Source organism: Veillonellaceae bacterium, assembly GCA_012523975.1.
Taxonomy (GTDB): Bacteria; Bacillota; Negativicutes; order JAAYSF01; family JAAYSF01; genus JAAYSF01.
Map to the genome: position 1 here is coordinate 32,601 of JAAYSF010000075.1, position 21,576 is coordinate 54,176.

A 21,576-nucleotide genomic window follows, 5' to 3' on the forward strand; every position below is an offset into this window, starting at 1 on the left:
TCATACAGCCTCGCCAGTTAAGCGCTGCAGCACTTCTTTATAAGCTTCTTCCACATTGCCCAGATCACAGCGGAAACGGTCTTTATCAAGCTTTTCGCCAGTCACGCTATCCCAGAAACGGCAGGTATCAGGAGAAATCTCGTCACCAAGAATCACTTCACCGTTATTTAGGCCAAACTCTAATTTAAAATCAATCAGCTCAATTTTCTTGGCTTTCAAATATCCAGTCAGAACTTCATTAATTTTCAAAGCGTACTCTTCCATTTTAGCTACTTGCGCTTCAGTAGCTAACCCCATTGCTTTGATATGATAATTATTAATCAGCGGGTCGCCGAGTTCATCATTTTTATAGTACATTTCTAAAATAGTAGTAGGCAGTTTTGTTCCTTCTTCCCAACCGATTCGCTTAGCGAGGCTGCCAGCGGCAATGTTGCGAACAACCACTTCTACTTTCAAAATCTCTAGCTTTTTTACAAGCATTTCGCGGTCGCTTACCATAGAGATGAAGTGATGCGGAATACCATTTTCAGCAAGCAGATTAAAGAAAAAGGCGGAAATTTTGTTATTCAGCATACCTTTGCTTTGAATAGTTCCCTTTTTTTCACCATTAAAAGCGGTAGCATCATCTTTAAAATATACCAGGTACTCGTTTTCATTGTCGGTTGCAAATATTTGCTTTGCTTTTCCTTCATACAACAATTTTGCCATGGTTAAAAACTCCTTCTATTTTATTGTTTTGACAATACTTTGGCTGCCTTTTGCTCAACCTCAAACGCCATATCTTGACGGTATTGAACCATCTTATCAGCAAGCTCTCGGTTTTCAGTTGCTAAAATTTGAGCAGCAAATATTGCTGCATTTTTGGCCCCGTTTACCGCCATAGTCGCGACCGGGATTCCGGACGGCATCTGAACAATACTTAACAGAGCGTCCAAACCGTTTAATGAGGTACTATTTATCGGTACTCCGATTACTGGAAGTGTCGTAAAGCTAGCCACTACCCCTGGCAGATGAGCAGCTGCCCCGGCCGCAGCAATGATTGCTTTTACACCGCGCTCTTTTGCACCGGCTGCAAAAGTATGAACTTTATCAGGTGTACGATGGGCTGATGCAACTACAACTTCTGTCTCAATTTTAAAGTCAGCAAGCAGTTTTACAGCCGGCTCAAGAATAGGCCAGTCAGAATCACTACCCATAATAATAGCTACTTTCATCTTTTTCCTCCTATTATTGACAAGGTTATTATTATTAAACCCAGATATCAAGAAAACTCTTGATATCCGGGCCTTATTTTTATTTATAGTTATTCAGCTAAGAATAAAAACCTTGCGATTACCAGTGCTGCCAGCACGTAGACTATCCAGTGAACCTCACGGCCGCGTCCGGTAATTAATTTGAGCAGCGGATACATAACCAGACCGGCAGAAATACCGTTAGCAATACTATAAGTGAAGGGCATAAGTACAATAGTTAGGAAGGCAGGCAGCGATTCAGTAAAATCGCTGAAATCGATTTTACGCACACCTTCAAGCATTAAGGCGCCTACGATTATTAGGGCCGGAGCAGTAGCAGCATCAGGGATAAGCCCTACTATTGGCGTAAAGAACAGCGCCAGGAAAAAGAGAATGCCGCAAACGATTGCCGAGAAACCAGTACGGCCGCCCGCACCAACACCAGCCGCGCTTTCAACAAAGGCTGTAATCGTACTGGTACCAAGCAATGCGCCAATGCTGACACCGGTAGCATCGACAGCCATCGCTTTGCCGATACCAGGGAATTTCCCGTTTTTATCCATAAGGCCAGCCTTGCTAGCTGTACCGACAAGGGTGCCCATAGTATCAAATAACTCAACAAAAGTAAAAGTAAAGATAATTGTCATTAAACCCATATTAATCGCGCCGATAATATCCAGTTGGAAGAAGTAATTCTGGCTGAAATCAGGTATAGCAACCGGTGAGAATCCGGCCGGAATGTTTACTAGCCCCATAAGAATTCCCATGATACTAGTTACAAGAATACCAATAAGCATCGAACCTTTGATATTGCGAGACATCAGAACAGCAATAAATATCAGACCAAAAACGGCTAATAAAACATTTTTATCGGCCAGCTTTCCCATTTCGATAATAGTTTCAAAGGACAGCGGCGTCCCATTGCCATTACCGGCAATGATTTTTTCCAACGTTGGCGGAATAAGCGACAGCCTAATACTCATTATCCCCGATAGTTTTAAACCAACTACGGTTATAAACAGCCCAATACCAACAGTAATAGCGTGCTTAAGTGAAGCTGGCATCCCTTCAACAAGCAGTTGGCGAACTTGAGTAACAGTCAATAAAACAAAAATAATACCAGAGATAAAGACCGCCCCTAAAGCAGTTTGCCAGGGTACGCCCATACCAATAACTACAGTGAAAGCATAAAAGGCATTCAGACCCATGCCGGGAGCTAGCGCAATCGGATAGTTAACAAATAAGCCCATCATGATAGTTACAATTCCTGCACCAAGTGCAGTAGCCAGCAATACGGCGTTTTTGTCCATGCCTGCCGCTCCTAAGATACTAGGATTTACAAACAGGATATACGCCATCGTCATGAATGTGGTAATACCGGCCATGATCTCAGTGCTTAAATCTGTTTTCCGTGCGCTAAACTGAAAAAACTTGTCTAACATCTTTTTCTCCCCTTTAGTTTGTCTTAATGTCCAACAACACCGATAGTATTCCCAAATAAAAATACTTAAAGCCCGGACAGAGAAATCCCGCGCATAATTTTTGAGCGAAACCTCCCCGCCCGGGCTTTTGTCCCATCGGTGTAGTGCTGCTAGAGCACCTGTACCACTTGGTCACAGTCCATACCGTTTGCAAGAATTGACATACCAGTATGCGGAACCCTAGATACACTTTCACCCGTAGTCAGATAATTTACGGTTATCTGGTAGATACTCTTGAGCCTTATCCTCAATATTATACGAGCTTGTATGAACTTCATGTCTACATTTTATCAATACTTGTAAAAGCATGTCAATAAAAATATGAACTTTTTTATATTATTTTAGTTGAACGTTCGGATTTTTAATCAATAGGCCTGTGCGCCCTCGCTATTGCCAGCATAATCGGCTGCGATCAGACTGGACTTCGGCCTAAAAAAAAGAAAGGTTCTGCTGCCCGTATAGGCAGAGAAACCTTTCTCTTGCTATTCCCATTCGATAGTGGATGGCGGTTTGGAGGTGATATCATAGACGATACGGTTAACATCTTTTACCTCATTTACAATACGCCGTGAAATTGTATCTAGGACTTCATAAGGCAGACGAACCCAGTCGGCAGTCATGCCGTCTTCACTTTCAACTATTCTTAAACCGATAGTGTAAGCGTAGGTACGTTCATCCCCCATGACCCCAACGCTCTTCATGGCCGGCAGAATAGCAAAGGACTGCCAAACCTTACGGTAGAGACCCGCTATTTTAATTTCTTGATAGACAATCGAATCGGCTTCTCTAAGAATATCAAGCCGCTCCTTAGTGACTTCGCCGATGATACGAATTGCAAGACCGGGACCAGGGAACGGCTGCCGCCAGACAATATCTTCTGGCAGATTAATTTCCCGCGCAACTGCCCTAACTTCATCCTTAAACAAGTCTCTTAGAGGCTCAACTAATTTAAAGGTCATATCTTCAGGCAACCCGCCAACATTATGATGGCTCTTAATTACAGCAGCTGTCTCAGTACCGCTCTCAATAACATCAGGATAAAGCGTGCCTTGAACTAAGAAATCAATTTCGCCGAGCTTGGCTGCTTCAGATTCAAAGACACGAATAAATTCTTCGCCGATAATTTTACGTTTTTGTTCAGGATCGGTTACACCGGCCATTCTATCCATAAATCTATCAACAGCATCGACGTAAACCAAATTCATATTAAAACCATCGCGGAAGGTTTTTACTACTTGTTCTGGTTCACCTTTGCGCAAGAAACCATGATTAACAAAAACACAGGTTAATTGGTCGCCTACAGCACGATGAACAAGCACAGCTGCAACTGATGAATCAATACCGCCGCTCAAAGCGCATAGCACCCGCTTATTACCGACTTGGTCGCGGATTTTTTGGATAGCTTGGTCTACAAAGGACCCCATATTCCAATCACCGCTGCAGCCGCAGATATTAAACAAGAAGTTGCGGAGAATTTTCAGTCCTTCGGGTGTATGTACAACCTCAGGATGGAACTGAACACCGTAAATCTTTTCATCATTATTAGACATTGCTGCTACCGGAGTGCTGTTAGTATGGCCAGTAACCTTAAATCCTTTGGGTGGTATTTCTATATAATCGCCATGACTCATCCAAACTTGAGTTTCAGGGCTGATTTGGGCCAATAGGTCTTCGGAACTATCAACGAAGAAGTTGGTATTGCCGTATTCGCGCGATTGCGCATGCGCCACCTTACCGCCCAACATATTAGCTGTAAGCTGCATGCCGTAGCAAATGCCCAAAATAGGAATTCCTAACTTGAATACTTTTTCATCGCATCTTGGGGCTCTTTCACTGTAAACGCTTGATGGGCCGCCTGAGAATATAATTCCTCTTGGTTGATAGTCGACAATCTTATTGATAGCAATATTATAGGGCGCTATTTCGCAGTACACACCGCATTCACGGATACGGCGTGCAATCAACTGACTGTACTGTCCGCCGAAATCCATTATCAGCACCATTTCTTTTTGGTTGGCCATTAAGTGTTTCCTCCTTAAACCATGTCAAATATTAGTTAAAAATGTACCACATAATTCTACTTGTTGTAAATACCCTTGAGTAGTGTTTCTTTGCGAAGGTCACGGCACTCACATTGACCTTGGGCTGAAAGTTTTCTGATAGTATCAAGTATAATCCGGCTAATCATCGGCGCATCGTTATAGAAAATATCATGCAGATCTTGGTGCGACCAATCTTTAACAACGCCCTCACCATAGTTTACAACAAAATACAATCCCGCATAACAAGCGCCAATTTCTCTCGCCAAATAAACCTCAGGGCACAAACTTTGCCCGACAATATCTGCATGGCCGCGCATCATGCTGACTTCGGCCGGGCTTTCAAAATGCCGGCCGTCAGTTACAGCGTATACACCGCGGGAAAAAATTCGGCCGTCAAAATGTTCCTTAGTTGTATCGAGGAGCGTTTTTCGCATTTCCGGACATAACGCGTCACGCATCACTAACAAATATCTTCCCTCTAAACCGACATCTTTACGCACAGATAAATCGAGATAGTCACTTGGAATAATAAAATCACGCGGATCAAGCAGGTGATTAACTGAACCCACACCGCCTTCGCTGATTATGCGTTTTACACCGGCTTCTCTCAACGCCCAAAAAATCTGCCGCGAAGCATCAGCCCTGCTTACACCGCTACGCCAGCCGTGCATTTTACAAGTCAGCACCTGCTTACCGTCAACGCTAAAGAGACGAAATGCCGGACTAAGTCCATAAGGTGTTTCAAACTCCAAGTCATCTGCAAGAATTTTCACACCTTCATCTTGTGCGCCAAGTGGAAAATCGCTTGATAATGTACCAGAGCCGCCAATGACGGCAAATTCGGTATTTAGTAAATTCATTCCCTTACCTCACTTCCTGATTGCAGTAACCCACTTAATCAAACCGCTTAATTATGTTGTATTCGGTATCACGCTGAGCAGGAATTCGCCCTGCTGCCCGAATCATATTGACCATTCTTTCGATTGACATGTTGTATGAAGTTCCCGCCGCTTTAACGACATTTTCTTCAAGCATAATACTGCCAAGGTCATTCGCGCCAAAGGCCAGCGTCAACTGGCCGATATTCTGGCCCTGGGTAACCCATGACCCTTGAACATGGCTGAAGTTATTTAAGTATATCCGAGCAACAGCCAACGTTTTTAAGTAATCCCAAGAGGAAACCTTTCCGCCCCCTAAAACGGTATTGCCGGGTTGGAACGACCACATTATAAAAGCCCGAAAGCCGCCCGTTTTTTGCTGTAAAGCCCGTACCTTTTCCATATGTTCAATCCGCTGAACGTATGTTTCCCCCATGCCGATAACCATTGTTGCCGTAGTTTCCAGACCGACATCATGAGCCGCTTCCATAACTTCTAACCAACTGCCGGCACTGATTTTCTTGGGACTAACCCGTTGTCTCACCTCATCAACTAGTATCTCAGCCCCACCGCCCGGCAGCGAATCAAGTCCGGCTGATTTTAGACGATACAGCGTTTCTTTTATCGATAAGCTGCTTTTATGTGCCATGTGGACAATTTCAGCCGGCGAGAAGGAATGAATGGTTATATTAAAAGCCTTCTTAATTGTCTGCAGTAGTCCAAGATAGTAATCTAACCCTAAATCTGGATGCAGACCGCCTTGCAGCATAATTTGGGTACCGCCAGCATCGACTGTTTCCTGGATTTTTTCCATTATCACATTCTGCGGCAAAAGGTACGCGTCACTGTGTTCCTTGGAGCGGTAAAAGGCGCAGAAACGACACTCATTAGTACATACATTAGTGTAGTTTATATTACGGTCAATAACAAAGGTTACGATATTGCTGGGATGAAATTGCTCCCGAACTGCATTTGCCTGCCGGCCTAGTTCTAGAATATCGGCGTCAGTCAGCATGGCTACCGCATCGGCCTGGTTTAAAACCCTCATTTTACTACCTCCGCGAACTCAAGGTCAGGAACATCCTCAATCAGCCCTAACTCATGACCCAATTGGTAAAAAGTAAGCAGTCCCTGCCAGTGGGCTGGGGTAAATTGATAATTTAACAACCCTATATAGTGCGTAATTTGCTGAGTTGTAAAGGGAACCTTGCCAATTTGAGTTGCCGCGGCATCATTAAGATGCTTTAGACCGTAAGCAAAACCTCTGGTGACACTTTCGTATAGCGTATGTACATGATTTGGATAGTCTGCTGCAAATCTGCGGTCTATCACCCACAATGCATATACCATTCTAAGTCCGGTCAGCTTCTTCCATTCAGCACCTATGTCATAATAGTAATACTCATCATGACGATTATGATAGTTATAAAGCGCTTCATCACCAATAAATAGTACAGCATCAGCTTCTTCAAGCACACCAGCCTCGAGCGATATACCGCTGATAAAATACTCAGGCGATGCCTTATAGGCATTATGTAATATTATTTTAAGCAGGCAGTGTGAAGTCGCCGACTTGGCTGTTAAAGCGATTCGGGCATCTTTTAATTGATCAATGGGCCTTTTTGCTACCAATAAAATACTCTCAAGTGCTCCATTTGCGCTAATCGAAACATCGGGCAAGATCAATAATCTTTCGCAGTTTCGGGCGTAAACTATCGATGAAACCGAACTTGCGTCTAACAGTCCGGCAATCATTTGCTCGTTAAGTCTAGCCGGAATATTTCGCTCTACAGTAAGCCCTTGTCCAAAACCACCGTGAGTTAAACCATAGGTTAAGGGCAAGCAATTAATAAAGTTTATATGACCCAAACGTGGTTCTTTCATTGCCATCCCCCCTAACCCAAGGTACCGATCGGTTTATAGAATGTATCACGCTCGACCGGCCGATAACCAGTCTCACTGATTAACTTAACTATCTCAGCTTTAGTAATTCCCTTTTTGGTCTTAGCCCCAGCGGCATGAATGATTTTTTCTTCAACAACAGTACCGTCCAAATCGTCAGCACCAAAGGCCAAGGACATTTGCGCAATAGGTAAGGTCAGCATCATCCAGAAAGCTTTAATGTGATCAACATTATCCAAAACCAACCGCGCTAAGGCAATCATTTTCAAATCTTCCCAAGATGAAACTCTGGTTAAATCAGAAAAACCAGTATTAGCCGGATGAAAAGGAAACGCTACAAAAGCCTGGAAACCTTGCGTTTGATCTTGTATTTCGCGCAGGGTCAGCAGGTGCTTGATCCGATGTTCGATAGTCTCAACATGCCCGTAAAGCATTGTGGCATTCGTCGGAATACCAAGTTCGTGGGCCGTTGTGATAACCTCAATCCATTCCTTGGTTGTTGCTTTATTAGGGCAAATTATCTTCCGAATATTATCGTCAAGGATTTCTGCGCCACCGCCAGGCAGCGAATCTAAACCCGCATCTTTAAGTTGCTGCAGAACTTGACGAAAATCAAGCCCGGCTTTTTGGGCAAAATGAACTATCTCTACCGGGGTAAATGCTTTCAGGTGAATATTCGGCAGCAGTCCTTTAACAGTCGCTACAATATCAAGGTAATAGTCAAAAGGCTTGTCCGGATGCAGGGCGCTGACCATGTGAATCTCGGCTAAGTCCGGCGTGTCGGCAGCTGTCTGCTGAACTATGCGCACAACATCCGCCTTTTCTAAAGTAAAAGCTCCTTTGCTGTCGGCATCGCAGCCAAATGCGCATAACGGACAGCGTGAACCACAGATGTTCGTCAGATTAATATGACGGTTAACATTGTAATATACAGACTTCCCGCTCTTATGTTCTTTAACGCTGCGAGCGAGACTGGCTAATTCTAATAAGTCATTTGCTTGATAAAGCGCCAGCGCCTCAGCAAAGTCCAATCGCCCATGGTTCCTGATTTTTTGTTTCGCAGATGCAATAATATCCATACTTTAGCCACCTTATAACAATATAACGTGCATAACCCAGCGGCCTAGCTGCAAGTATTACGCTGTTAGGCTTGTCGAAATTTATTCTTTTTATGCCACAAGGGTAAATTTACAAGTTATATTCGAGTTAATCTATTTAATTTCGCGTTTATAGTAAAAATCCCCTGCCTAAAACAACGAATAATATATTCCTTAGAAAACCCGGCTTGCGACGAGCTTTAACGAAAGCACAATCCGCAGTTGTAGCGATATCGCTACAACTTATATATAAATTCTGGTAAATAAAAAGGATTGTTCGGTTATACCGTACAATCCTACCAACCTATTATACTTAATGGCGTTGAACACCTTTTTCAGCATAATTTGTCATTAACTCGCCGACAGTCACTATTTGATAGCCTTCAGCTTTAATCTTCTGCAGCAGAATCGGTAGCGCATCGGCTGTCTGCACCGGTGTATCCGATGCATGCATTAAAATAATTGCTCCAGGCTTTAGTCGTTTCATAACTCTTTCAACAATAACATCGCGTCCCGGGTTTTTCCAATCCAGTGAATCAACATTCCAAATAATTGTTTTATATCCTAATTCATCAGCCACTTTTAATGACTGCTTGCTATAGTGACCGTTAGGCGGTCTGATTAGGGTAGCATCGACGCCAGTAACTTCCTTAATCAGGTTATGAGCTTTCTGCATGTCCTCACGAACCCATTCGGCCGACATATCACCATAGTTTTCATGTCGATAGCCATGGCTTCCAATTTGATGTCCATCTGCAACCATTCGTTTAGCTACTTCAGGATACTTCTGCGACCATGGCCCCATGATGAAGAAAGTTACCTTAACATCATTTTGTTTTAACGTATCCAATATGGACGGCGTAAATTTATTCCCCCAAGAATGGTCAAACGTCAGCGCAACAACTTTTTGATCGGTACGTGTTCCAGCAATGGCTATCGGGCCGGTATCAATCATATCCGCTACTTGGACATAAAGAGTACCAATTGCAAATAACCCGATAATACTGTAAAAAATATGACGATGATAGAAAAAGCGCCGTAAATTTATTATCATATAAAAACCCCCTTCCGCATAAATCCCGTTCCGGAATCGCCAGAGCCGGGTATCCACTAGTATCTATGCAGAAGGGGGGCAGTTTATGAAAGCCAACGAATATATGGATAGTTTTTCATGACATAGATTATCAGCTTGTCTGAGATAGAATAGGCAAGCCGCAACGTTAGAATCAAGGTTAAGGCCGTAATCCACCAGATTAACTCACTTTGTCGGATATAGGTAGGTATTAATAAGCCTGCGATAAGCATGATTGTGACAAACGATACCGACAATGGAATCACGGTTTGTACAACCCCAAACCCTAATCTGGTATATAACTTGCTAGAAAAGGGCAACTTTTTGGCCTGGAACAATTCCCGCAAACTCTTATACTTTGCTTCTCCCCAAGCCTCATCATCGGTGCTTACAGCTAGAATACCCCCTGCCGGGTTAAAATTCCTAAAGACAATACCTATTACGCCTTTACCAGCAATTTCTACCATAATATTAATGCTATCAATCCGCGGAAGGGATTCAAGTAATTCAAGCAATTCATTCCAATCGGTAATTTCCTGCTCAGGGCGGTTTTCCTGCCTACCTAACATATCGCCGCCTGTTCCGACTTTCGCCACCCAAGCAAATTCTCCGTCTGCCGCGATATTGTCCCATAATTCATTCATAAAAGCCTTGTCCAAGGTTAAGGATGGTAATGGTCCTCGTTTTACTATATCATTTGCCAAATTTCTATCCCCCTAATAACTTATATAATATGCCATAAAACAACCAAATTTCAAAAAAAAAACAACCCTTCTTATATTATAGAAGGGGTTTCGAAAAAAATCTAGTCTATTTGATGCTGTGGAGTTCAAGTTATTCATTTTTAGGAAGCGAACGCACTAAATAAAATAGCGTTGCCACACTAGCGATAATTATAAAATATAAAAAATACTGCATTTCTATTTGGCCCCCTTAAATTATCAGTTTAATAAACATTTCAATGTATATTCTTTGATTTTATAAGAATAGAACTATCTGCTGCCGCCTCTACTTGGTCAAGCTCTTTCCCTAATGCTTCGACCAGCATACTGATTTGATCATCACTACCCTCAGAAAAGTACTTTTGTATTAATTCTCTTAGGATGGTTTTTTCAATCATTTGATCACCTCAAAAAGAATAGTTCTATTATTATTATAGAATAATTTTCCAGGATTTAAGCAACCAAATAGTCTTATTTTGTTAGGAAAAATGTCCCAAAATGAAGATTACCGTCGAATAAAGCGGTAGCAATCTCATAATATATGCTTTATTACCAACGATCGTAGGTTTCATTATCAGCAAAAAAGCCTTCCAGGTAAAATATCAAGCCAATAAATGGTATTGCCGACATTAAACTAACTATTTCAGCTATTTCAATAGATACTCCGTAAGATTCCCAAAAGCTATCTATTGCTATAGTTAGACTTGCAGTAGCAAGCATACCCAACAGTAAACTAAGATACCGCATAATAACACCCCTACCACATCGTATCATATACATGAGCTTTTGCAACGCGAAAAAATGGAAAAAGAGTAGAAAAAAAGAGGCCGTCCATAAGTTCGATCTCCTTATGAACAACCTCTAACATTTTGATGTGCGTGTGGTTTAAAGCAGGATAGACAATCCAAGAAAGCCCGAAACTAGTTGAGCCTTTGGCCTTCCTACATCATGCCGCCCATGCCGCCCATGCCGCCCATGCCGCCCATGCCGCCCATTGCAGCTGCTGCAGCAGCACCATTATCTTTTTCCGGTTTATCAGCAACTATACTTTCAGTAGTTAATACCATTGCCGCAATGCTTGCTGCATTTTGCAGAGCAGAACGGGTAACTTTAGCAGGGTCAACAATACCGGCAGCAATCATATCAACATATTCTTCGGTCAAAGCATTAAAGCCTTTGCCTTTACCGGCCCGTTTAACGTTCTCAACAACAACTGAACCTTCCAGGCCAGCGTTGTCAGCAATTTGACGAACAGGCTCTTCAATGGCGCGTTTAACGATTTGTACGCCGGTCTTTTCATCGCCGGTCAGGTTAAGCTCGGCAAGAGCGTCTTGTACGTCGATGAAGGTTGTGCCGCCGCCGGCAACAATGCCCTCTTCTACGGCAGCGCGAGTAGCGTTAAGAGCATCTTCGATGCGCAGCTTTTTCTCTTTCAATTCAACTTCAGTTGCAGCACCAACTTGGATAACAGCTACGCCGCCAGCCAGCTTAGCCAAACGCTCTTGAAGTTTTTCTTTATCAAAATCAGAAGTAGTTTCTTCAATCTGAGCTTTGATTTGAGCAACACGGCCTTTGATATCATTAGCAGCACCAGCACCGTCAACTACTGTAGTTTCCTCTTTAGATACCCGGATTTGACGAGCACGTCCGAGGTCAGAAACATCTACGCTGTCAAGCTTGCGGCCGACTTCTTCGCTGATAACTGTACCACCGGTAAGAATTGCGATATCTTCAAGCATAGCTTTGCGGCGATCGCCAAAACCAGGAGCTTTCACAGCCACAGCACGGAAGGTGCCGCGGAGTTTGTTAACAACGAGTGTAGCAAGAGCTTCGCCTTCAACATCCTCAGCGATAATTAGCAATTCTTTACCTTGCTGTACAACTTTTTCTAATACTGGCAGCAGGTCAGCAATTGCACCAATTTTACGGTCAGTGATTAAAATGTAAGGATCATTTAATACTGCTTCCATTTTGTCAGTATCAGTAATCATGTACGGGGAAATGTATCCGCGGTCAAATTGCATACCCTCAACAACATCGAGGCTTGTGCCCATACCTTTTGATTCTTCAACAGTGATAACGCCGTCTTTACCGACTTTTTCCATAGCTTCAGCAATCAGGTTACCAATTTCTTCATCACCGGCTGAGATCGAGGCAACTTGAGCAATTGCAGCTTTGTCTTCAACTTGCTTAGCGTTCTTCTTGATTTCTTCAACAAGGGTTGTTACTGCTTTTTGAATACCCTTTTTAAGAATCATTGGGTTAGCACCGGCAGCAACGTTACGCATGCCTTCGCGAATCATAGCTTGAGCTAAAAGAGTAGCGGTAGTAGTACCGTCACCGGCTACATCGTTAGTCTTGGTTGCTACTTCTTTTACAAGCTGTGCGCCCATGTTTTCAAACGGATCTTCTAATTCGATATCGCGGGCGATTGTTACACCGTCATTAGTGATTGCCGGAGCGCCAAATTTTTTATCCAATACAACATTGCGGCCTTTAGGTCCAAGAGTAACTTTAACAGCGTTTGCCAGAGCATTTACGCCTCTTTCCAATGCGCGGCGTGCTTCTTCGTCAAACAGAATTTGCTTAGCCATTTATGTATACCTCCTAGTATTTATACGTATTTATACGTTTTATTGATCTTACTCAACAACTGCTAGAATATCTCTTTCGCTTACGATAAGATATTCTTGGCCATCAAATTTTACTTCAGTCCCAGCATATTTGGAGAAAATAATTTTGTCGCCGGCTTTAACATCGAGCGCTACACGCTGCCCGTTATCAAGGACTTTGCCGGTACCAACAGCGATTACTTCACCTTGCTGCGGTTTTTCTTTAGCAGTATCCGGCAGTACGATACCGCTTTTTGTTGTGGTTTCCCCTTCGAGAACTTTAATTACTACTCTGTCGCCCAATGGCTTAATCATAAAAGAAACCTCCCTTTATAGATAATTTAAATTAACTTAATTGTTAGCACTCACTTAACGCGAGTGCTAATTACATAATTTATGATATAAAATCCCTTACTAAAAATCAAGGGCTCAAAACAGAAAAAACCGATTTTTTCATAAAAAAATCAATAAATATCAAGTAAAATCTAGTTTTTTTTCATTATTTCTTGGTAGCAGCATGAATAATAGCCTCTGCCACCTCTCTGATTGACTTGCGCTTGCTCATACTGTACTGCTGAATTCGTCGGTAGGCTTCACTCTCAGATAATTTGTAGGCGTCCATTAAAATGCCTTTCGCTTTATCAAGAATTTTACGCGCTTCCAACGATTTTTTTACGTCTTCCAGTTCGCGCTCAAGTTCTGTAAATTCTTGAAAGCGCGACATGGCAATTTCGATTGCCGGGAACAAATTAGTCTCTTTTACTGGCTTAACAAGGTAGGCTAACACTCCGGAGTCTTTAGCCTTTTCTACTATTTCTTTCTGGCTGAAAGCTGTCAGCAAAAGTACCGGAGCCAGTTTTTCGTTTGAAATAATCTTAGCGGCAGTGATTCCATCCATTTCGGGCATTTTTATATCCATTATTACTAGTTCCGGCCGGTGCTTTCGGACAAGTTCAACCGCCTTACGGCCGTCAGTTGCCTCTCCGACAACAGTGTGACCGGCCTCTTGAAGAATTTCTTTGAGATCCATCCGGATTATCGATTCATTATCTGCAATAACAATACGCAAAGACTCCATTCACACTCCCCCTCATATGCGTGAGATTATAATCAGGGCGTGAGTTCCTTTATTGCCGTAAAGGCAGAACTTGCCGCCCACATCATTTTCAACTAACGTTCTCACGATTTGTAATCCCAGATTTCCTGAGGAATCTATATTAAATTCCTCGGAAATACCAATACCATTATCATATATTTCTATTTCATAGGCCTCGGGTAGTGTTCTGATATCAACACCGATTAGCCCTTCGCGGCGGCCAATAAAACCATGCTCAATTGAATTTTGAACCAGTTCATTAATGACCAGTGCCAAGCTGCTGGCTTGTTCCGACGGCAATATTATTGTCTCACCTTTAAAAACGGCCTGAAGATTGAAATCCGGTTCCAGCATATTTTGACTGACCATATCAAGAATATTGCGAGCAACTTCGGCAACATTGATAAATTCAGCGTCTTGCTGGGATAAGAACTCGTGAACAACCGAAATGCTTAATATCCGATTGACACTTTCCTGCAGGGCGGCCTTAACTTCGGCAGACTTAGTGCGCCGCGACTGCAGTCTCAGCAGGCTTGCTATTGTTTGGAGGTTATTCTTTACGCGATGATGAATTTCCTGGATGACAGCTGACTTTATTAACAACTCTTTTTCTTTTTTCTTAAGTTCGGTAATGTCCGAGATTATAACAATAATCCTGACTGTCTGACCGCTATCAATAATTGGTATCGCCCGCTGCACGAGGGTTATATTGCCAATCTCGAATTCGGCCTCGCAGGGGGTCTTTGTTGAGCTAGCTTTTTGTGCTAGACGCATGTTGAGTTTCCGGTCCAGAATTTTTCGGCCAACAACCTTGCTGATGCCAAACACTTTATAGATACTCTCAGCAGCTGGATTAGCAAAGATGATTGAACCAATAGCATCAACAATAATAACCCCATCACTGGCAGAAAGCATCCGGTAATGCTTATTTTCAGCTATTCGTTCGGTTGTCAGTAGACGAAATGCCGCATCAATGAGGATTTTGTAACCCGATGCTCTTGCTTCAGCGAGACTTGTTTCAAAGCTTATAGCAGCGATGATACTTCCGCTGGCATCACGTATTGCGAATGTCTGCATATCAATCCACATACCGATATCCCATTCCCGCTGGCCACTGATTGGCTGACCTGTTGTAAGGGTACGCCATAAAACCGGCTCCTCAGTCGAGCCCACGACTGAGCCGACAAGATTGGGCTTATACTGAATGAAACTTGTATTTGGATATGACTGAGCAACAATTACAAGGTTGTTTTCAGTTTTGGCCTTAACATAGACTGTAGCCTGTGCGTGTGCTAAATCAGCAGCCAGGCCAAGAAGTCGGCTAATACTTGTCAGCATAGCAACCTGTCCTGCCGCCAAGTCTGTATTCATACGGCAAATATCTTCAACCATATTCATATAACTCCCACCCACTTATCCCCGGTTTATCCACACTTTCCACAATCTTATCCACACGAACCTTTGGCAATTTTGTTGCTTTTTCGGCATTTACCCACATATCCACAGTTATTATTCCGACAGTTTTCCACAACTAAGAGTTTATTTTGCGCCTAGCTTTAACGACGGTACTGCATTAAGATGAAGATCGGATAGTAAGCCAGCTTGATAGCGATAATACGCCCTGCAGGCGATCATTGCCGCATTATCAGTGCAGAGTATTGGCGGCGGATAATTTAAAGCTATGCCTTCCTGGCTACAGACATTCGTTAAGCTTTCCTTAAGCTGACTATTTGCGGCAACTCCACCGGCCAACACTAACCTGTTTACCCCGCAAACCTTTACTGCCTGCATTGCTTTATTAACCAAAACTTCGATAACAGCAGCCTGAAAACTGGCGCTAACATTTGCCTGATTTACTTCCTCGCCACGCTGGGCGGCACTATTTAGATAATTAAGTACGGCCGATTTAAGACCGCTGAAACTAAACTCGAAACTATCTTTAGAGGACAATGCCCGCGGAAAGTTAATGGCCTCAGGATTGCCTTGCCGTGCTAACCGGTCGATATGAGGACCTCCAGGATAAGGAAGATTCATGACTCGAGCAATCTTATCAAAGGCCTCGCCGGCAGCATCGTCGCGCGTTTGACCTAAAAGTTCAAAATCATTATAATCTCTAACATGTACCAGCGAAGTATGCCCCCCTGATACAACCAGGGCGACGAAGGGCGGAGCAAGCTCAGACTGTCCTAAAAAATTGGCAAAGATGTGCCCTTCTAAATGATTTACACCCACTAACGGTTTATCCGCCCCAAATGCCAAAGCCTTTGCGGCGGCAACACCTACCAGCAAAGCCCCTACTAAGCCCGGCCCATAGGTAACGCCAATGGCTGCTATATCGGTTAGTTTGACGCCAGCTTCACGGAGGGCCTGATCAACTACCGGCATAACATTTTCAATATGTTTTCTGGATGCAATTTCCGGAACAACCCCGCCGAATTTTTGGTGTAGCGGTACCTGTGAAGATATTATATTTGATAAAATGATTCGTCCATCGGCAATAACAGCTGCTGACGTTTCATCACAGCTTGTTTCAAGTCCTAAGACTAAACATTGCTTGTTTTTCTCGCTATCACAATTTGTCAAAGCAAAATCCTCCATGCTGCTACTATTATTTACATGTATTTTAACATGTCTACTAAGCCAAATTAATAACGGGCACTAATAAAAAAAACTGCCCTGAAAGGAGGGAAACTAAATGGCACGCTCGAGAAAACCTGTTAATCCTGCTGCTGAAAATGCTCTTGATCGGATGAAGTTTGAAGTTGCTTCGGAATTAGGTATTGCCGAGCGAGTACGTTCCCAAGGATGGAGCACTATGACCTCAGCTGACTGCGGTCGCGTTGGTGGTCAGATGGTTCGTAAAATGATTGAGCAATATGAATCTACTATCCAATAAATATCTTAAGGGGCGGCATGGCAGCCGCCCTAATTAATTGCCACTGTAACATCCTAGCTAGTTTTGGCATATTCTAAGATAACAATCACCCCAGCTGCGTAAGCAGCGTTTTTTTTACAACGATTTAAGCCACATAATAAGTGCATCTTCATTATTATCAGTATAATATCCTTGCCGCAATCCGCATTCCTCGAAGCCGAAACTGTCATATAACTTCTTAGCAGGCGTGTTGGATACTCTAACCTCCAATGTCATGCTGCGAGCACCTTTATCCTTAGCCAGACTTATCATAGCCGACAGCAGCCGTTTTCCCAAGCCCTTCTCTCGGTATGCCGGCAATAGAGCAATGTTGGTTATATGAGCTTCATCAACAATAATCCACATGCCTCCATATCCGATAACCCGGTTCTCATTTACTAAAATAAGATAATATGCCAAGTCATTATCGACTTCATTTTCAAATGCTTCGCGCGACCAAGGTGTATCAAAAGACTGCCGTTCAACTTCCAGAACAGCGTCAATATCTTTTGCTTCCATCGGCCGGATACAAACATCACTCATATGCATGCTCCATGCCGTTTTTCCCAAAGTTCCTCAGCTTCAGAGCGGCGGATGTATATTGGCTCCAAAGTCATAACATCATGCCTGAGTCCTTGCGCGAACTTTCTTTTTGCCAAGAATCCAACACTTGCTGCCCGCGGCATTACTACATTTCCAGTCGCTGCAACTGGATTTGCTAGACCGGCTAGTTTTGTTCCATGCATCACTGCGCCTTCACCTAAGATAAGCACAGGCATTGTTTGCTGTGTAAGTTCCGAAACCGATTCTTCAAAGCCGATTACCCGGGGCGGCAATACTTCGGTTAGGCCCTGTTTTTGCCATTTATATATAGCCTGGTAGACATTTCCCTTTTGCGCATCCAGCATCGGCGAAAGCAGTGCGCCGGGTACCGGACAATTAAAAGCCAGAGCCTCAAGAGTTGATACCCCGACAAGCGGAATAGCTAGAGCGTAGGCCAGCGCCTTAGCTGTTGCCAGTCCGATTCTAAGACCGGTAAACGAACCTGGGCCAATACTGACAGCCACTAAAGTTAAATCAGTTTTTTTTACACCCGCCAATTTTAAAATCTTTTCAATATGCGGCATAAGCATTTCCGAGTGTGTTTTTTTAGTCTGAATAGTTAGTTCGGCAATAAGTTTTTCTTCGCTGACCAGTGCGACGCTAGACACTAGGGTCGCTGTATCTAAAGAAAGAATCATCTATTAATTTCAACTCCTCACAAAGCTGCTGATAACGTTGCCCCAGTGGTTTAAAAGAAATTAGCCGTTCATTATCGTTATCGCCTGGTTTAATGTCGAGCCACAAATAGTTCTCAGGTAACTCATCGGGAAACTTATTCGGCCATTCAATTATTGCTAAGCCGTTTCTGCCGGCAGTATATTCATAAAATCCTATATCCAGCAGCTGGCCGGCATAATCCAGCCGATAAAGATCAAAGTGATATACTGATAAACTCCCTTCATAGATGTTTAATATATTGAAAGTCGGGCTTGTTACAGTCTCTTCGATATTTAGGGAACTGGCAATACCTTGGACAAAGACCGTTTTTCCGGCCCCTAAATTACCTGCCAGGCAGATAATATCGCCATCGGCAAGGAATTTGGCAAGCTGGGCGCCAAGCTTAAATGTTTCCTCAGGCGACTTAGTTTTAAATATGTACATACAAATCCTCCTGGCGAAAATGGTTGTAGCCTCGAGGCTCCAGATGCTTTTGGCTTCCAGTGGAGTCGATTAATAGCACCCCGATATCTTTTTCTACAACTTCCCCAATTGCTGTAACTTTGATACCTAAATCCAAATTGGCTAACAGCTTATATTTATCAGGCTCGATCGTAAATAGGAGCTGAAAATCTTCGCCGCCATACAAAGCATAATCAACCGCCTTTTTCCCGAATATCCCGGCGGCCTCAATTGTTTCTGATAATAAAGGAATATTAGCCTCGTGAATCACCATTCCCACCCCGCTAGCGGACGCTATTTCATTAAGCTCGCTGGCTAAGCCATCGCTTATATCATTCATGCTTGTAGCTCCAAGCTCTGCCACAGCGCGGCCAACCTTAATTTGCGGGCGCGGGGTCAAATGGGCTGTAACTAAGGGCCATGCAAAGTCATAGTTCTCCCAGTCGCCTTTAGTCAATAAATCCAATCCAGCCGCTGAATTGCCGAGTGTCCCGGTAATAACAATGACATCGCCTACTTTAGCACTGGATCGCCTTACAAGATTTGTCGGTTCTACTTCGCCGACTACAGTAACATTTATAACAAGGCCATGCGGACTAGATACTGTATCCCCACCGATAATATTTACGCCAAACTCACGACAAATCTCCTTCATTCCGTCATATAAGCCAACGATAAATTCCAAATCAAGCTGTTGGGGAATAGCAATTGAAATTACAGCATGCTTGGGAATGCCACCCATTGCGGCAATATCGCTTAAATTAACAGCGACAGCTTTATAACCAAGCTGCCAGGGCGTTGTTGTCTTTAGATCGAAATGAACATGTTCCACTAACATGTCAGTCGTCAGCAGTTGAAGTTGGCGCGGAGTCGGTAAAGTAACGGCGGTATCATCGCCAATTCCGATTACCACACTGCTTGAATCGAATATTGTATTATCTTTCAATAGGTGAATTAAGCCAAATTCACCAACTTGCTTTAATTCCATAGACACCACCATTATTTAGTAATAAACGCTCATCTTGTAACACTTCTTGCTAGCTTTATCATTTCCTGCATTGGTATTATGCCTCGTCTGGAAAAAAAGTTGTATCTTAAACGGATAGAGGTAAATATGGATTGCCCCTAGCAAAGGAGTTTGACGCTAAATTATAAAATACCGCTGCCGAATAACTGGCAGCGGTATAAATTATTTCTTTATAGTCGTGGATGACCGACTTAACGGTTCGCTAATGTCGACGTGCCCGGAAATGGTCTCAACGGTCTTACCCTCTACCAAAATCTGCACCTTTTCTATTTCCGGAAACTCTGTCAAAGTATTTACAATGGCTCCGACCAAAAGCAACTCGGACGCTGAGCCGCCAACATTGTTTTTGACTATTTTATCACTGAAATCAACATAGGCAATGCCGTCTTTTATAAGCAGCTTACGGAGCTCTGTCCCTTTCGGAATCGGCGATACAACATCCTTAATAGTTGGATCAGCCATCAAAAGCTCAATAGCTGTTTTAGCTGGTGATTCGTTACGAGGAACTTGGTGAACCTCTGGGACTAAATACATAGCATCGGGCGTAGCCCGGTAAACCGTAATTTTAATAAAGCCTGCATTTTCAGCATTCACGCGGTCCTTATCGCTAAGCGCAGTTTGCCCTTGCAGTGATTTTCCGTTACCGGCATTTTGGCTATTCGATACCGGTATACTAGAGTCACAGCCGGAAACCAATACTGTTAAACTCAGCAATAAGCCAAATAGCAGCCTAATACTTGACCTCATTTGCGCCCACCTCCAATTTTAGCAGCTTGGGCAAAGAAGTGGTCAAGCCCTTGATATATACCCTGTGCCATTTTTTGCTGAAACTTTGGAGAATTGAGCAATTTCTCTTCATTCGGGTTCGTAATGAAGGCCATTTCAACTAGCGCGGCCGGCATTAATGATTTTTTAATGACATAAAAGTTTGCCGAGTTTACCCGCCGGTCATTAAGCTTGCTAGCTTTAAGAATACTGGACTGAATGCTTTGCGCCAATAGAGCATCATACATTGACTTTCGGTAATAGAATGTCGAAGTGCCACCTACTTTGGAATTGGTAAATGCATCAGCATGAATGCTGACAAATATATCAGCCTTATTAAGAGCGGCTAACGTAGTCCTTGCCTTCAGTTCATCAGCCGCTGTCGCACTGGCTCCATATACATCATTGTCACCGCGCCGCGTCATGACAACCTTAGCGCCTGCCTTCTCCAACAATACTGCTAATTTCTGAGCAACAGCCAAGGTAACCGTTTTTTCCTTAGTACCGCCCGGCCCTACAGCGCCAGGATCGCTGCCACCGTGTCCGGGATCAAGCGCAATTGTTTTCCCCTTTAATCCTGCCGTAAAATTATAGACAATCGGCAAGGCCGGTTTGTTAATGTCAACAACTACCCTATAGGGCTTGTCCGCTTTTTCATCGCGGAGCAGGGAGAAAACACGGTAACCTGTTTTGTCAATCATATTCTCTAAATCTATGATAAGTTTAGTTACGCCATTAGCCTCTATCAATTTTACCTGATTTGCTATCTTTCCGTCAAGCGCTTGGACAGCTACCATACTGCCTAAACCCGCGCCCTTTATACTGATTTCAAGCCGTGGAACTGGCAAATCCTTTAAGACGGCCTCACCTTTAACAGGACCAGTTGCATCAATAACCAATCTTAGTTTTGATTCACCGGTAACAGCATCATTATGTACAGCATACCTAACACTTGTTATTTCAGTTTTGGCATTAACTGATGCTTTAGCATTAACCGATGCTTTAGCATTAACC

The 21,576-nt window shown here is 43.3% G+C and carries 24 protein-coding genes and 1 riboswitch; of the genes, 1 reads left to right on the top strand and 23 read right to left on the bottom strand.

The annotated features are described in order from the left end of the window. The 17 genes from GX348_10695 to tsaD form a co-directional block, all read right to left on the bottom strand. On the bottom strand, positions 1–708 hold the full coding sequence (locus GX348_10695; protein ID NLP42637.1) for a phosphoribosylaminoimidazolesuccinocarboxamide synthase: 708 nt from the start codon (positions 706–708) through the stop codon (positions 1–3). Positions 709–728: 20 nt separating this feature from the next. Then, entirely contained in the window at positions 729–1,214 is a 486-nt protein-coding gene (gene purE, locus GX348_10700) for a 5-(carboxyamino)imidazole ribonucleotide mutase (GenBank protein ID NLP42638.1), read from the bottom strand. An 89-nt stretch (positions 1,215–1,303) separates the two neighbouring features. Further along, positions 1,304–2,674, bottom strand: a complete 1,371-nt coding sequence (locus GX348_10705; protein NLP42639.1) for an NCS2 family permease — start codon at positions 2,672–2,674, stop codon at positions 1,304–1,306. Between the two features lie 218 nt (positions 2,675–2,892). After that, a riboswitch (purine riboswitch) is annotated at positions 2,893–2,994 on the bottom strand. 201 nt (positions 2,995–3,195) lie between these two features. Next, complete coding sequence (gene guaA / locus GX348_10710; GenBank protein NLP42640.1) at positions 3,196–4,734, bottom strand: glutamine-hydrolyzing GMP synthase; 1,539 nt, start codon at positions 4,732–4,734, stop codon at positions 3,196–3,198. Between the two features lie 56 nt (positions 4,735–4,790). Continuing rightward, positions 4,791–5,615, bottom strand: a complete 825-nt coding sequence (locus GX348_10715) for an MTAP family purine nucleoside phosphorylase (GenBank protein ID NLP42641.1) — start codon at positions 5,613–5,615, stop codon at positions 4,791–4,793. 34 nt (positions 5,616–5,649) lie between these two features. After that, the gene (gene mqnC, locus GX348_10720; GenBank protein ID NLP42642.1) at positions 5,650–6,681 is read right to left on the bottom strand and encodes a dehypoxanthine futalosine cyclase; all 1,032 of its coding nucleotides are present in this window, start codon (positions 6,679–6,681) and stop codon (positions 5,650–5,652) included. Further along, complete coding sequence (locus tag GX348_10725) at positions 6,678–7,517, bottom strand: menaquinone biosynthesis protein (protein ID NLP42643.1); 840 nt, start codon at positions 7,515–7,517, stop codon at positions 6,678–6,680. Before GX348_10725 ends, mqnC begins: the two co-directional genes overlap by 4 nt. A gap of 11 nt (positions 7,518–7,528) precedes the next feature. Continuing rightward, entirely contained in the window at positions 7,529–8,614 is a 1,086-nt protein-coding gene (gene mqnE / locus GX348_10730) for an aminofutalosine synthase MqnE (protein ID NLP42644.1), read from the bottom strand. Positions 8,615–8,945: 331 nt separating this feature from the next. Further along, on the bottom strand, positions 8,946–9,686 hold the full coding sequence (gene pdaB, locus GX348_10735; GenBank protein NLP42645.1) for a polysaccharide deacetylase family sporulation protein PdaB: 741 nt from the start codon (positions 9,684–9,686) through the stop codon (positions 8,946–8,948). 83 nt (positions 9,687–9,769) lie between these two features. Then, complete coding sequence (locus GX348_10740; protein ID NLP42646.1) at positions 9,770–10,408, bottom strand: hypothetical protein; 639 nt, start codon at positions 10,406–10,408, stop codon at positions 9,770–9,772. Positions 10,409–10,662: 254 nt separating this feature from the next. Continuing rightward, complete coding sequence (locus GX348_10745; protein NLP42647.1) at positions 10,663–10,824, bottom strand: hypothetical protein; 162 nt, start codon at positions 10,822–10,824, stop codon at positions 10,663–10,665. A 151-nt stretch (positions 10,825–10,975) separates the two neighbouring features. Continuing rightward, positions 10,976–11,173, bottom strand: coding sequence for a hypothetical protein (locus tag GX348_10750; protein ID NLP42648.1), 198 nt, complete (start codon positions 11,171–11,173; stop codon positions 10,976–10,978). Positions 11,174–11,367: 194 nt separating this feature from the next. After that, positions 11,368–13,020: a chaperonin GroEL gene (gene groL, locus GX348_10755; GenBank protein ID NLP42649.1), complete on the bottom strand. Its 1,653-nt coding sequence runs from the start codon at positions 13,018–13,020 to the stop codon at positions 11,368–11,370. 48 nt (positions 13,021–13,068) lie between these two features. Further along, positions 13,069–13,353: a co-chaperone GroES gene (locus GX348_10760; protein ID NLP42650.1), complete on the bottom strand. Its 285-nt coding sequence runs from the start codon at positions 13,351–13,353 to the stop codon at positions 13,069–13,071. 184 nt (positions 13,354–13,537) lie between these two features. Further along, positions 13,538–14,116, bottom strand: a complete 579-nt coding sequence (locus tag GX348_10765; protein ID NLP42651.1) for a response regulator — start codon at positions 14,114–14,116, stop codon at positions 13,538–13,540. A 12-nt stretch (positions 14,117–14,128) separates the two neighbouring features. Further along, on the bottom strand, positions 14,129–15,532 hold the full coding sequence (locus tag GX348_10770) for a PAS domain S-box protein (protein ID NLP42652.1): 1,404 nt from the start codon (positions 15,530–15,532) through the stop codon (positions 14,129–14,131). Positions 15,533–15,673: 141 nt separating this feature from the next. Beyond that, positions 15,674–16,732, bottom strand: a complete 1,059-nt coding sequence (gene tsaD, locus GX348_10775) for a tRNA (adenosine(37)-N6)-threonylcarbamoyltransferase complex transferase subunit TsaD (protein ID NLP42653.1) — start codon at positions 16,730–16,732, stop codon at positions 15,674–15,676. A 97-nt stretch (positions 16,733–16,829) separates the two neighbouring features. On the opposite strand from tsaD, the gene GX348_10780 reads away from it, so the two are divergent. Then, entirely contained in the window at positions 16,830–17,030 is a 201-nt protein-coding gene (locus GX348_10780; GenBank protein ID NLP42654.1) for an alpha/beta-type small acid-soluble spore protein, read from the top strand. Between the two features lie 114 nt (positions 17,031–17,144). On the opposite strand, the gene rimI is transcribed toward GX348_10780, so the two are convergent. The 6 genes from rimI to GX348_10810 all read right to left on the bottom strand — a co-directional run. Then, entirely contained in the window at positions 17,145–17,597 is a 453-nt protein-coding gene (gene rimI, locus GX348_10785) for a ribosomal protein S18-alanine N-acetyltransferase (GenBank protein NLP42655.1), read from the bottom strand. Then, positions 17,588–18,289: a tRNA (adenosine(37)-N6)-threonylcarbamoyltransferase complex dimerization subunit type 1 TsaB gene (gene tsaB / locus GX348_10790; GenBank protein ID NLP42656.1), complete on the bottom strand. Its 702-nt coding sequence runs from the start codon at positions 18,287–18,289 to the stop codon at positions 17,588–17,590. The genes rimI and tsaB overlap by 10 nt, the downstream gene beginning before the upstream one ends. Beyond that, positions 18,252–18,752: a tRNA (adenosine(37)-N6)-threonylcarbamoyltransferase complex ATPase subunit type 1 TsaE gene (tsaE, locus tag GX348_10795; protein ID NLP42657.1), complete on the bottom strand. Its 501-nt coding sequence runs from the start codon at positions 18,750–18,752 to the stop codon at positions 18,252–18,254. Before tsaE ends, tsaB begins: the two co-directional genes overlap by 38 nt. Continuing rightward, positions 18,739–19,758: a thiamine-phosphate kinase gene (gene thiL, locus GX348_10800; protein NLP42658.1), complete on the bottom strand. Its 1,020-nt coding sequence runs from the start codon at positions 19,756–19,758 to the stop codon at positions 18,739–18,741. The genes tsaE and thiL overlap by 14 nt, the downstream gene beginning before the upstream one ends. A 201-nt stretch (positions 19,759–19,959) precedes the next feature. Next, positions 19,960–20,544, bottom strand: coding sequence for a GerMN domain-containing protein (locus tag GX348_10805; GenBank protein NLP42659.1), 585 nt, complete (start codon positions 20,542–20,544; stop codon positions 19,960–19,962). Continuing rightward, a partial coding sequence (locus GX348_10810; GenBank protein NLP42660.1) for an N-acetylmuramoyl-L-alanine amidase occupies positions 20,541–21,576 on the bottom strand: 1,036 nt, incomplete at its 5' end. The genes GX348_10810 and GX348_10805, both read right to left, overlap by 4 nt.

Bases quoted from the DNA above. Each gene is read 5' to 3' on its own strand.
- GX348_10695 (NLP42637.1), bottom strand. From the start codon at position 708: ATGGCAAAATTGTTGTATGAAGGAAAAGCAAAGCAAATATTTGCAACC.
- purE (NLP42638.1), bottom strand. From the start codon at position 1,214: ATGAAAGTAGCTATTATTATGGGTAGTGATTCTGACTGGCCTATTCTT.
- GX348_10705 (NLP42639.1), bottom strand. From the start codon at position 2,674: ATGTTAGACAAGTTTTTTCAGTTTAGCGCACGGAAAACAGATTTAAGC.
- guaA (NLP42640.1), bottom strand. From the start codon at position 4,734: ATGGCCAACCAAAAAGAAATGGTGCTGATAATGGATTTCGGCGGACAG.
- GX348_10715 (NLP42641.1), bottom strand. From the start codon at position 5,615: ATGAATTTACTAAATACCGAATTTGCCGTCATTGGCGGCTCTGGTACA.
- mqnC (NLP42642.1), bottom strand. From the start codon at position 6,681: ATGAGGGTTTTAAACCAGGCCGATGCGGTAGCCATGCTGACTGACGCC.
- GX348_10725 (NLP42643.1), bottom strand. From the start codon at position 7,517: ATGAAAGAACCACGTTTGGGTCATATAAACTTTATTAATTGCTTGCCC.
- mqnE (NLP42644.1), bottom strand. From the start codon at position 8,614: ATGGATATTATTGCATCTGCGAAACAAAAAATCAGGAACCATGGGCGA.
- pdaB (NLP42645.1), bottom strand. From the start codon at position 9,686: ATGATAATAAATTTACGGCGCTTTTTCTATCATCGTCATATTTTTTAC.
- GX348_10745 (NLP42647.1), bottom strand. From the start codon at position 10,824: ATGATTGAAAAAACCATCCTAAGAGAATTAATACAAAAGTACTTTTCT.
- GX348_10750 (NLP42648.1), bottom strand. From the start codon at position 11,173: ATGCGGTATCTTAGTTTACTGTTGGGTATGCTTGCTACTGCAAGTCTA.
- groL (NLP42649.1), bottom strand. From the start codon at position 13,020: ATGGCTAAGCAAATTCTGTTTGACGAAGAAGCACGCCGCGCATTGGAA.
- GX348_10760 (NLP42650.1), bottom strand. From the start codon at position 13,353: ATGATTAAGCCATTGGGCGACAGAGTAGTAATTAAAGTTCTCGAAGGG.
- GX348_10765 (NLP42651.1), bottom strand. From the start codon at position 14,116: ATGGAGTCTTTGCGTATTGTTATTGCAGATAATGAATCGATAATCCGG.
- GX348_10770 (NLP42652.1), bottom strand. From the start codon at position 15,532: ATGAATATGGTTGAAGATATTTGCCGTATGAATACAGACTTGGCGGCA.
- tsaD (NLP42653.1), bottom strand. From the start codon at position 16,732: ATGGAGGATTTTGCTTTGACAAATTGTGATAGCGAGAAAAACAAGCAA.
- GX348_10780 (NLP42654.1), top strand. From the start codon at position 16,830: ATGGCACGCTCGAGAAAACCTGTTAATCCTGCTGCTGAAAATGCTCTT.
- rimI (NLP42655.1), bottom strand. From the start codon at position 17,597: ATGCATATGAGTGATGTTTGTATCCGGCCGATGGAAGCAAAAGATATT.
- tsaB (NLP42656.1), bottom strand. From the start codon at position 18,289: ATGATTCTTTCTTTAGATACAGCGACCCTAGTGTCTAGCGTCGCACTG.
- tsaE (NLP42657.1), bottom strand. From the start codon at position 18,752: ATGTACATATTTAAAACTAAGTCGCCTGAGGAAACATTTAAGCTTGGC.
- thiL (NLP42658.1), bottom strand. From the start codon at position 19,758: ATGGAATTAAAGCAAGTTGGTGAATTTGGCTTAATTCACCTATTGAAA.
- GX348_10805 (NLP42659.1), bottom strand. From the start codon at position 20,544: ATGAGGTCAAGTATTAGGCTGCTATTTGGCTTATTGCTGAGTTTAACA.